Origin of the sequence: Prosthecobacter sp., assembly GCF_044378005.1 — a bacterium.
Taxonomy (GTDB): Bacteria; Verrucomicrobiota; Verrucomicrobiia; order Verrucomicrobiales; family Verrucomicrobiaceae; genus Prosthecobacter.
In genome coordinates, this window is record NZ_JBILYB010000038.1 from 1 (window position 1) to 12,416 (window position 12,416).

The 12,416-nt window shown below is 62.8% G+C and carries 4 protein-coding genes; all 4 read right to left on the minus strand.

Annotated features, from left to right (window positions below):
• On the minus strand, positions 1–2,947 hold a 2,947-nt coding region (locus AC6FTP_RS09935; RefSeq protein WP_497206756.1), incomplete at its 3' end, for a hypothetical protein.
• Positions 2,948–2,952: 5 nt separating this feature from the next.
• A complete protein-coding gene (locus AC6FTP_RS09940) occupies positions 2,953–8,388 on the minus strand; it encodes a hypothetical protein (protein WP_497206757.1) in 5,436 nt (1,811 codons plus the stop codon).
• Positions 8,389–8,528: 140 nt separating this feature from the next.
• A complete protein-coding gene (locus AC6FTP_RS09945; RefSeq protein ID WP_497206758.1) occupies positions 8,529–12,035 on the minus strand; it encodes a hypothetical protein in 3,507 nt (1,168 codons plus the stop codon).
• 57 nt (positions 12,036–12,092) lie between these two features.
• Entirely contained in the window at positions 12,093–12,311 is a 219-nt protein-coding gene (locus AC6FTP_RS09950) for a hypothetical protein (RefSeq protein WP_497206759.1), read from the minus strand.
• Between the last annotated feature and the right edge of the window lie 105 nt (positions 12,312–12,416).

Below are 12,416 nucleotides of genomic sequence, written 5' to 3' on the forward strand. Positions count from 1 at the left end.
CGGCGGTGAAGGGTGGATTGGCGGGCAGGCCGTTGCCGATGGGCGGGGTGACGAAGGTCTGGGTTTTGACCAGTTTTTTGTAATACACCAAATTTCCGGAGGCCAGGTTCAGGGCGGAGAGGCCGCCGTCGTTGTTGCTGGGGCCGGGTGTGGCGGCCTGTGTCGTGGGGGTGGCCTTTTCCTGCACGTCACCGCCGCTGATGTAGCTGAGCACGCGGTCAGAAAGGGGGGGCAAGGTGGCGTAGAGGGAGATGCTGGACCCTGGAGCCAGTGGTGACTGGACGGTGGCGTTGCCACGGGTTTTCACGCTGATCAAAAAGCGCTGCACCCCGGCGGGCGGGCACATCCAGGTGAGTTTCATCTTCGGCGCGGCCTGGGTGCCGGTGGCTTCCGGCGGGCTGAGGCGCACTTTGGGTAGTACGGGCATGCGGCGCTCCACGCAGGGGTCCAGCCGCACCAGCGCGGAGCCATTGCCGTCCCGGTCGAGCGTCTGGGCATAATAGCAGATCGTGCAATCCGTCAGCGGCAGCGCCTCGTCCTCACGGCGCACGGCATTGACGGGATTGGAGGCCGCGTAGAGCGCCCCACCCTGGCCGACGAGGGTGTAGGGCCCCTCGTCGATGCGGCGGAAGAGCCGATACTCCGCCGTGCGGGGCGTGGTGAAGACGGTCACGTTCAGCCGCCCGGCCTGGCCTGTGCCGGGGTTGAAGGCCAGATCGTAGCAGCCCGCCGGGCCAAACTCCCGCACGGCAAAGACCCGCCCGGAAAGCGCAGGCTGCTGCTGCCCTTCCTCCACGGCGGGCATGGAGAAATAGGCCGTGCCATCCCGCACGATGGCGTGACCGCGCCGCGTCCAGTTGCTGAAAGTGCCGCCACCGGCTGCGGTCTGGATGACGACGGTGCGGCCATTGAGCAGGGCCAGATTGATGACCAAGCCGGTGCCCTCCGGCGTGGCGGCCGCCGGGGCACTGACGGGGGCTTCCAGCAGCTCATCCGAAAAGGCCTCTCCGGGGATGAGATCGGAGTCGCTCAGGGTGCGTGTGTGAAAGGTGACTTCATTGCGCCCTTCGCCGGTGATGTTGGTGATGACGACGGCCTTGGGATTGCTCCTCGGTCCGGCGTGGCTGGTGCTCTGGCAGTAGGCGGTCACGGTCTGGCCGGCGAGGGTGCTGAGAGGAAAGGAAAAATCCGCCGCGACCACGTTTCCCTCCGCTGGAAAGAGGTGCTGCCCCAGATCGGTCACCACATTTCCGATGCTCACCGAGAGGTCAGCGTGGGCGATGCCACTATCGAGCCGCTGGCAGAGCAGGCGCACACGGACGAGGCCGTCATTGACCGGCGGCCCCGGATCAAAAGCGACCTGCTGGGAGGCGACGATTACGGAGGCACGCGGGCAGTTCATATCCACGATGCCGGTGGGTGGGGGCGGTCCCTCACGCTGACGTCGGGCCACCATCACGGGCGGGGCGAAGTCGGATTTGATCGGCCCGCAGGGGGAGATGTGGACGGCCCGCACGGAGTACCACAGCGTCTCGCCAAAGGCCCTGCTGGAGACGGTTGGATCGTTGTCCAAATACGCCATCTGGGCACCATCCACCTGATGCAGTTGTCCTGGGGCGATGGGGCCTGCCGCGTTCAGCGCGGCCTTGGCCCCGATGCTGCCGAGCTCCCGGAGATCGGTTCCGCGATAGACTTCGTAAAAGGTGGTCACGTCCCGTGCGGTGTTCGTGTTGGCCTTCCAGGAGAAAAGGATGGTCTGGGTGCCGTTGGCGACGTTCAGGTCCGTGCCGGGCGTCCAGTCATTCACCACACGCAGGCTGCCAGGCACGGGCGGCGGCAGGGTGCGGCAGACGATGCCGTGCCCTGGGAGCGAGGGCGGCCCGTCGCGGCCCAGGATGTCCACGCTGGTGACGAAGTAGGTGTATTCCGCGCCTTCCTGGAAAGGCACGTCCACATTCTCTCCGAGGGCGTTTTTGCGGTAGCGATTGCCATCGTCGGTGAAGAAATAAGCAGCGCCTGCGCTGGTGAGGTTTTTTTTGGCAATGATGGGCTTCTCTGTGCTGAGCACAGCCGTCCCAGCGGTGAGCCATGACTTGAGCTGGAGCAGACTGGGGGCGGTGCTTTCCACCCCCTGCGCGGTGGCAAAGGCGCGGGTCACACGCCAGACGTGGAAGCCGCGGCTAAGGGGGGACTGACGGCGCAGGCTATCACCCTGGTCCCAGTGCAGTTTGATGTTTAGATCACCTTGGGGAGAGAGGTCTGTGACCTGCACCGGCGGGCCAGGCGCGGGCAGCACGATGGGCTGACCGGCGGTCACGGTGAGACGTGCCACCACACCGGCATCTCCCGCAGTGGTCCACTCACGCACCTCCAGAGTCACCGGCTGGCCGGGCGCGGCGGTAAGAGGCGCGGCCCATGCTTCCCCGAGAGCCATTCTCACCGAGGGGTGCGCCTGCCCCAGCATCCGCAGGGCGTTGTAGGTATCAGCATCTCCCACGGCACGGTTAAGCAGGCTGCTGAGCATGTCTGCCAGCGCGGGTTTTGGCGGCGTGGGAAGATTGGAGGAGAGGGTGTTCTTGGTAGCGCCCCGCGTGCGGTAGAGGTCGTAGAGCACCGCATCCAGCTCGGCGAGGTTTTCTCCCAACTGCCTGCCACGCTCCAAAAAGACGCCCATCAGGCTCGCCTCCAGCTCGGCGGAAATCCGGCCCATGGCGGTGAAGGTGCCGGGATCAGCGGGAAGGCCATTTTTCAGATAAACAGCCAGTGACCGGCCTCGCAGCACGGTGGTGTTTTCCGGGGAGATGGCCACATAGGCCCAGGAGCGGCCAGCGGCGTCTGTGGTGACCGTGGCGGCCGTGAGCAGGGAGTCCGGGATGGTCTGGGCAGGCAGCTCAGGCGAGCCACTGATGAACCCGAGACCGATAAGGAGGCAAAAAAGGCGTTTCATAAGGTTCAGAAATCAAAGGAGAGTGACTTCGGCAGCTTCCACGTCACGCCGAGATGCTTGCTGAGTTCCATGCAGGCCGGGCAGTAGCCGAAGGTCAGCGAGAAATCGGCATCTCCACGGATGATGTAGCTGCCGCCGAGGATGATGTCGGGATCGGCCACCTGCTCAAAGATGCTCTTGGGCGTCTCCGTGGCCGTGAGGAAGTCCGGCAGGTTGATCGCCACGCTGCCGAGCAGCGTGATGGTGCCGCGTGCCTCCAGCGCACACAGCACGGTGCCCTCCACGCCGTAGGCCTGCTTGCAGCCGACGAAGAGGCGGTCCGTTGGCTGGCCGCTGACATTCGCCTTGCTGACAAAGCCGAAGAAGCCAGAGCCGCCACCCGCTTTGAGAGTGAGCAGGCAAGTGGACGGGATGCCAAACACCTCATTGAGCGGGAACCAAGCCTCCCCATAAAAATACACCCCTGTGACCGGATTCCCAGGCTCCCAGCCGGCCTTGCTCAGCGAGACCTCCACAAAGGGATCGACCATCTTCAGCACCGTCAGATCGCAGGTGCGCCCCAGAAAGATCCCTGCGGCTGCCTCATGACCACCGTATTCACCACGTCCAAACCCACCCAGATAGGCCCAGGTGCTGTCCACGGAGCCCAGGCTGCCAAAGCCTGCGGTCAAGGTGATCTTCTTCACAGCCACCGGCCCGAGCGTGACGCTGCCTTCGAAGCCAAAGGTGCCGTCGAAGCCCACGGGGGCACTGTTGAGGAGTGTGAACTTCGATCCGATGAACACCACGGTGCGCTGGGCCGCACCGACCCAGTTACACTCTGCCTTGGCATTGATCTCAATCGTGGCGGCCTTCTCTCCACGCGTCGTGCGGCAGCCAGCCTCGGGCGTGTCCGTGTTGTACTCCTGGTATCTCATGTGCGCCTGCAGGCTGAGAGAGTCCGGCACGTTGAACTCGAATTTGCCGTTGATGTCGAGCACCCGCAGAGACTCGTCGTTGATCTGCGCATAGCCTTCGATGTCGATGGCGGCCAGCTTGCCCTTTGCCTCGCTGCCGCCACCAGCCTCACCGAGTTTCCCCACCGCCTCGTTGCGGATTTCGTTGCCCAGAGTGGTGCCGGCTTGCTTGATCACGCCGCGCACGAGGTGGTTCACCTGCCCTAGCACATCGTCCAAGGCCGCGCGGAAGAGCTCGTTCGCGTCCTGCACATGCTGCCGCACGATGAGCTGAAGCTTTGGCACCATGGTGCTACCGATGACCCGCTCCTGCACCAGCCGCCGCAACCGTGCCTGCTGGGCTGAGACGGACAGCAGTCCCCAGCCCGGCTTTTGCATCTCGAGGGTGATGTCATCTATCGCCGCATCCCCTGCGGCATCCAGCGCGGGCTTGGTTTCCTGGAAAACGGCAAACACCTGGTTTCCCAGCCTGCCCTGCGCCGTGTTCATGGCCTGAAGGGCACGATCGAGCGTTTCATCCGCTTGAACCAGGTCGTCGGAGATCTGTGGCAGCAGTTGTGCCAGCGCCGTATCTGCCACCGCCGCCGCGCCGGCGTTTCCTTGCAGCAGCGCCTTGACCAGTTCTCTCACCAAATTGAACTCCTTCCCGCCACTCGTTGACAGCATCGAGCGCACCGCGCCCACGCCTGACATGCCCTGCCCCAGTCTGCTGCTCACTGCTCCTGCCACAGGTGCCTGCATGGAGCTGAGGCGCGATTTCAGCTCTGTTTTCAAACCGGGGATTTGCGAAGGATCACTGTTGATGATGTTGGATGACATCGCATCCACCTCAGCCGCCAGCGGCCCGCTGAGAACCTCGTCGTAGCGCTCGGAGAGCAATTGATCGAGCTTTCCCATTCCGCCCATGAGGTCGTTCAGCAAAGTCGGAGGCAGCGCAGCCGTGGCCGCATCGGCGATGCCGTTCGCCAAAGCGCCTGTGAGGCCCTCCGTGACCTCACCCACGAGGTTTTGGGTATTGATGCGCGGGATGGCTAGCTGTGCGCCAAAAGTCAGCTCCGTGGTGCTCGGCGTGAGGGATTTCACCTGCCGGTGAACTTGACCGATCACGATCAGATCCGCCCTCTGCTCCTGGGAGGAAAAGCGCCGCTTCACCGTCTCCCACTTCAGCGGAAAATCGAAGTTCACCACGTCCAGCCACAGCTTCTCCGCACGCGGGCGGTAGGGATCTCCGAGGAAGGCGGGGTTTTCCGTCCCCTGCGGTGGATCACGGTAGGTGTCCACAGTCACGGCCGTGGCGGTGCCGTCCAACTGCGTGTCAAAACCCACGTTGTCGCGATCAAAGTGCTTGTCCGTAAAGTAGCTCTGCCCGTTTTCCTGCCATCCTTTGCCATGGCCCTTTTTCGGGTCTGCCGGCCAACCGCCCATGATATGCATCACGCTATTCGCATTGGCCCCGGCTCCGGCGCTGACGTGAAACTGCACCTTGGCGTCCTGAAACCACGGCAGATTCATCGTGGCCGGGAAGGTCAGGAAGCCCTGCGCGGGTCTTGCAAAGCCAGGCGGAGTGAGCGGCGGCACGCCGTAGTCACCAGGAGCTGGATTGTTCAGGTAGGCGCTGCCCACCACCGTGACCTGCCACGGCACGCCTCCCGCTCCCAGCACCTCGAGATTCGGCGGCAGCGTGAAGCGCCCGTCCACTTCCAGTCCGGCGGAAAGAGGGTTTGCCTTGGTCACAAGGTTCCCGTTCGCCATGAAGCCCAGCGTCGCGTGCAGCTTCTGCGTGGTGACACTGGGGAAGCTCGTCGAGACGGAGAGCAGCAGGAAGCCATCATCCACCCCCGCGCAGCCCACGGCGGGGATCGGCTGCGCAAATTCTGCGCTGATGGGCACGATGTTGGTGCCCCAGTAGGCCAGTGTTTTCACCTCGCCCTCCGTGGCCAGTTGCAGCCTCGAAGGCTGGCCCTGGCACTTGAAGAGCATGTGCTTGAAGGCCAGATCAAAGCCCGCCAGCGGCGTCACAGGGCTGTCCACATGGATCGAGCCGCCCGTCTCCGAGTCCACATTGATGCCATCTCGGTAGGCCAGCCGCAGGCCGTCGAAGTTCACCTCAAAGTCGTATAAAAAGAGCGTGCTCGGCGTCAGCGCCACGGCCTCATGAATGCCCGTCACACCGCTGGCGCGGACGTAGTATTTGCTGCGTGCTTTCAGGTCGTAATCCGCCGTCGTGATGCCCGCCAGCACGCTGCGGCCCGTTTTCGCCCCCGGTGTGCCCACCCGCAGGTTCAGCCCCGTATAGTCTCCCAGCCCGTCACTGTAGCCGGTGCTGTTTGGCCGCTCAAAGCTGCCATCCGCCAGCACCCCGCTCAGCAGCAGGGCCTCCGGGCGCTGCCCCGGTGCCGCCTCCCCAGAAAGCCAGCTCCCCGGCACATGGAATGAACCCGCGCTCCACTGGCTCGTCTGCATGGCATACGCACTGCCACCCTCCGGTGGCGAGCCGCCGCCCGAGAGCTGAGTAGTGCCCCAGCGCAGCCTCTCTGCCAGCATGCTGCCATCCGCCTTCACCCCGCCGTCTGCGGTGAATTTCCACTGCCAGTTCGTCGGCGTGAAGACAAACTGCCCGTCCCCGGCCAGCGTGCCGCAACCCACATCACAGTCACGCTTGTAGCTGATGGTGACGGGACTTTGCGCCGTCAGGAAGCTCTGGGGCTGCACCGCATTTTGCTCGATGTGAAAGACCCCGTCCGTCCACGACAGAGTCACGCCCTGTGGAAAATGCGTCTGCATCTGCCCTGGCCCCAAATTAAGCGAAACCGTCATCAGCGCCTGCCCGCTGGCCCCCACGCTCACCGTGACTTTCGGCTGATTCGTGATGTTTTTCAAAAACGCATCATTGCTGGCACGCGCCTCCGCATTTTGCGCCCCCGGCAGCGCCGCCAGGCCCGCCAGCGCCACCTCCTGGGCCTGCCGCGTCAGTTCCGGTGCCGCCGAAGCACCCGCAGCCTCCTGGGTGAACTCCAGCGTGCCCGCATTCATTTTCCAAATGATCGCCGACGTGCGAAACCGCAGTGGCAGGCGGTCGCCAAAGGCATAATAAAACTGCCCCGAAGGCGGCGTGAAGACCTTCGTGCCAAGCAGCGGCCACAGACCGCTATCCAGCGGCTCCTGGAGCAGCGTCAGCCCGGCCTGATGCCTGCGTGAGTGCTGCGCGGTGGAAACCCCGAAACCCGCCGGAAACAAGATTCCGCCGCTCTCCAGCAAAGCTCCGGAAAAATCCATTCGGATGACCCCGCGCACAAAGCGCACGGTATTGATCACGATGATGTCCGACTCCGTGGTGGTCAGGTTTTGTGTGCCGCCCGTCACCACCGCATTTCCACTCGCGGGATCGTAGGTCACATCCAGCAGCGTCCCATCGCCATAACGCCGGTTCGGAGCTGCCTGGGCCGTGCCCTGTGTCACGGCCAGTTGCGTGCTGTAAATGCCCCCGCTCAGCAGCATCGGCGGTGAAGGATCATTCCCCAACGCCGTGAAGATCGTCTGCACCCCGCCGAAGCTCAGCGCACCACTGAGCACCAAAAAGCGATTCTTCGCCGTCGTCACCACCGCAGGCACCGCCGGGATCGGCGTCAGATCCGGCTCCGCCGCCGACACCGTCACCTCCAGCCAGTAATTTACCGTCGGCAGGACCACGCCGCCCGCTGCCGGGGCAAAATTCAGCGTCTGCGTCCACGCATCCGTCAGCGGCGTCCCCGGTGGCCCGGCCTGCCGGGCGAGCAGGCTGCGCTGCACCGTGAGCGTCGGCACCGCCAGCGGCACCTCCGTCAGCGTCCCGTCCTGCACCAGTTTTAGCTGAAACGTCACCGGCACCTGCGCTGCGGCCTGCGGCAGCGACTCGATGTCATACCGGTGCAGCACCACCGGCACTGCTGCGGTGAACGTCTCCTGTCCCGCCACCGACTTCAAAATCTGCCTGTCCGTCGCCAGCGCCTCCCCGGTGTAAGCCTTCACATTCAGCGAGGCATCATCCGCCACCGTGTTGGTGAAATGCACCCACTTCCGCCACGCTCCGGTATAAACCGTCGCCGCAGACCACACCGCGCCGCCCACCTCACGCGACCGCGCCGAAATGACGACGCGGTAGCTCAGCGCCGAATCAAGTGCCGCCGCTGGCCTCAGCGCCGCTGGCATGGGCAGCGTGAGCCGCGCCCCATGCTCCAGGGTGAACGTGTTTGTCACCACCACCGTCGTCCCCACCGGGACAGTCTGCAAAGACACCGGCAGGCCGCTGGCATACTCCACCAATGAAAATGTGGACTCCACCTCGATCGCATCATCCCCTGTCGCCGCAGGATTGAAGAGTTGCACGGCCAGGGACGCGTTCACCGCCTCACGGCCAGCCACCGCCTCCAGCAGAAAGTCATCCGTATTGGCCAGTTGCGCCGTCGCTCCCTCGATCGTCAGAACGGCCTCACAATGGGTTGCCAAAGCCAGCAGCAGCAAAACAGCGCACAGGCTTGATTTGGAAGGAATTAAGGTGCTCACACCTACCTTCCACCGCTTTTTCGAGCAGCGATTACAAAAAACTTTTCCGCTTCACTCTCCCGGGATGCGCACGCCGCATGAGATCACTGATACCGCACACGATAAAACCGCCGCGCTTCATCCATGGCAACGCTGTAGGGCGGTGACACGCCGTAGATGGGAGTCCAGGGACCATTCGGAGCTGGGGCGGTTTCGAGGATGCCGGTGGCTCCAGGCCAGCTGAGGACGAGGCCCGCGCCCTGCACGGCGGTGGCGACGCCATCGGGCTGCACACTGAGCCGCACGTCGCGGGTGAAGACTTGGTTCATCGCATTCGTGATGCGCAGGCTGTAGGTGCCTGCATTGGCGGCGGTGATGTTGTTGATGGTGAGCCTGCCGCTGGTGACTTCGGCGAGTTGGGCATCGTCGATGAGCGAGGTGGCGCCTTTGAACCACTGATAGGAAAGCGGCCTCTGCCCGGCGCTGATGACACGCATCTGGATGGTTTGATTCGGCGAAAAGAAGACCTCCAAAGGCAGATGAACGGGCTTGGCCTTGGCGCTGAAGTGCATCTCGCGGGTGGAAGGTGGCGTGCCGCTGTTGAGGAACGTGCCAAAGTTGTCGAACCAGACGAGGCAGCGGCGGCGGGTATCAAAGACGGTCATGTCACCGCGACTCGGGTCGGGCACTTGGTCGCCGATGGCGGGCGGGATGCCTGTCACATCGTCGATCACGCTGGTGCTGCCGCGGATGAAGCTGCTGCCATTCCAGCACGCGAGGAAGGATGTGCCGTTCTCGTAGCCGGGTGAGAAGTTGTTGCCGACGATGCTCATGCTGATCATGCGCCGCACGGGATCGTAGAAGGGGGGGGCGTTGCCCGTGCCTGAGTTGGTGATGCGATAGTCATTCGGCGGCAGCACACGACTCCACGCAGCACCGTTCCATTCCCACACCGGGTTTGCGTTGTCACCAAAGGCACCAAACATCGCTGCGACGCCGCGCTGCTCGTCAAAGGTGAACGTGTTGCCAGCGCTTGCATAGGGCGCGGCATTGCCATTGGGGAGGCTGCCGCGCTGCGTCCACTGCGTGCCATCCCAAGCCCAGAGAATCTTGCGTGCGCCATAGTAGTCGAGGGGTTCGGGATTAAAGGAGCTACCACCGATCATGAGGGTCTCACGACGCACCGTGTCGAAGCACATCACGGGCAATGTGCGTGCGGGTGGAGGGGAGGGCGGCGTGATTTGTGCCCAGTTCACGCCGTCCCATTCCCATAGATCATTGGTGATCGCCTGCGTGCCATTGATGAAATCGGGGGGCGTGAATTTGTGCCCGCCAAAGAGCACCGTGCGGCCACGATAGCTGTCATAGACCATGCCGAAGTTCGTCATGGCGGGTGGTCGCGTGGCGGGATTGCGTTTGATCCAAACTTGGCCGTCCCATTCAAAGGTGTCGTTCGACTGATAGAGTTGCGGATTGGCGTTCCCAGAGCGCGGATTCACGCCGTAGCACTCACCGCCAAAGAGCACCGTCCTGCCGCGCAGGCTATCATAGACCATGCCCGCCTCGCGTCGCGGATCGGGGCCGCGCCCTTGCATCACGGTGAGGTAAGGCGGTGCGAGTGGGTTTAGCAAAAGCTCGCGCTGCTGTGTGATCTTTGCATACGCGGGGCCGCTGGCATCGGTGACGAGGCAATCGTAGCGGCCTTCGTCTTCATAGTCGGGCAGATTGATTTGCAGCGAGCTGGTGACGCTGGTGCTGGTGATCGTGTATTTCGTGCCATTGCTGATCGGCGTTCCCTCAAAGCGCCAGGTGAAGGCCATCGGGCGTGGATTGGCCACATCATTTGGCGCGACTCGCAATGCGTGCTCCGTGGGGTCAGCACCCACGAGATAGGTGCCCGTCAGCGAGCCTGCGCCATCGCCCGTGACCGTCATGGTGACGGGTGCAGTGCCAGCACCTGGATTGGCAGGAAAGCTCGGCTCGGTGACGATGCGCGGCCCCACACTGATCACGGCAGGCTGACTGATGGGCTCGGAGCATAGGCTGTGGAGCGTGGCGCGATACTCGCCCGCATCGGCCAGCGTCACATTGCTGCGCGTGTAGATAAGGCTGTTCGCACCAGGGATGAGGACGTTGTCTTTTTTCCAGGTCACCGTCACGGGCAGAGTCGAATTGTAGGCCACTTGCAGAGCAAAGGATTCTCCAGGGATCAGGCGGCGGCCCTGCGGCTGCTGCGTGATCTGTGCCTGATCAAAAACATGCACCGGCAGCAGCTCAGACTCCACACGATTGCCCCACGTGTCCGTGCACCTCGCCTGATACACACCCGTGTCGGCGGTGGTGAGGAAGTCCCTCAAATACAGCCATGACTGACCCGGCGCGGGCGGCACGGGCAGGCCATCTTTGAACCACTCATAAATGATGCCCGTGTGGGTGCTGGGGCCATTGCCGATGTCCACCAGCACATGGAGTTGGAGTGAGTCATTCACGCATTTGATGAACGGGTTCGGGATGCCGATGACGGGAGTCACGAGCACGATCGCGGTGTTCGTCCTTCGCAGCTCCCATGTCTCCTCATACGAGGAGTAGCTGGCTCCCAGCGACACCGCATCCTGACCACCGAAGCGCACGAGGATGTTTCGCTTCTTATCAAAGGCCACCGAGGCAGCGCGTAACGGAGTCAGCCCATTCGCCTGACCAGGACCATTGGGTGAATTCAGCGATGGCCCAAAGGTGCGCCAATACGTTCCATCAAAGTCATACGACGACGTGCTATCCACGGCCACGAGCCTCTGTCGTGATGGATCGTAGGCCAGCCTGCGGCCTCGGTTGCGAAAATACGCTCCCAGCGGCGGTGCGAGGCCATTCGTCAGTGCTTGAAGAGTCCAGCTCGTGCCATCAAAAGCGAAGACACGGCTCACCTCGTTCGCCCCGCTTGTGGGCAGCGCCTCATCATCGACTAGCAACATTTTGCCCGAAGCAGCATGATAGCCAAGACAGGGAAGGAACGGCCGCCCTGCGTAGTCAGATTGAGAATACGGTGCGTCCGCTTTGCGTGTCCACGTGGTCGTGTTCCACTCCCAGGTCTGCACACCCGGCACATATACCGTGGAGCCCGCACCCATGAGCACGAGCACCTGCCGACTGTAGTCATAGACCATGGCCACCTGATCACAGACCGGACCATCCGTGCTCTCCACCTGCCAATGCCCGGAGGTCGCGCTATCGAACACGAACGACCACATCATTTGCTCGACATACGCATCGGAGGTGCCATGCAGCAACGTGCGCTGAAGCCCCGGATGGAAGCACATGGATGCCCCTGACATCGGCGGAGGCAGGGTGCCCGTGACGGTCATCTGCGTCCACTGCACGCCATCGTAATTCCAGAGGTCATTCATCCAAACCTGCGTGCCACTGGTTGCTCCCAAGTAACCGCCAAACAGAAGCGTCACCTCATGGACCTCATCATAGGCCATCTCCGCCGAATTTCGCTTCCCTGGGCTGCCGACATCCGTCCGCGGGACCCATGCCATGTGCGTCTGCGCCGTGGCCAGCAGAGGGAAGATGAAGGATGAAAAGGCTAACAGGCAGGCAAAAGAGCGACTCATGCTCTCCTTCCACCGCATCCGCTGGGACGGATTACAGGAAAAATGCAGCCGGTGACATCATCCTGCCGAACCCGAGGCTCGGCAGAGCGCAGATTTGACCATGAATGTGGCTGCAAGGGCCAACATGATCTGAATCAGCGGCATCAGCATCTCGTAGAACTTCGGCGGACTTCCAGACGCTGTGGGCAGCAACCTCGCCACAAACGGGAAAGCGATAGCTACAGCCCAAAAGGCCACATTGAGGATGACGACTTTCCTGATTTGTTCTGGGTTCATGGAGTCCTCCGGTTTGGGTTTCAACCACAGAATTATCAGCTGGCGCTTGAGATGGGAAGGAGAAAGCCGGAGCGAGAACTTTTTAATGTGCAGCACGTTGCCCCC

Excerpts from the sequence above, each read along its gene's own strand:
- AC6FTP_RS09945 (WP_497206758.1), bottom strand. The coding sequence starts at position 12,035 with ATGAGTCGCTCTTTTGCCTGCCTGTTAGCCTTTTCATCCTTCATCTTC.
- AC6FTP_RS09950 (WP_497206759.1), bottom strand. The coding sequence starts at position 12,311 with ATGAACCCAGAACAAATCAGGAAAGTCGTCATCCTCAATGTGGCCTTT.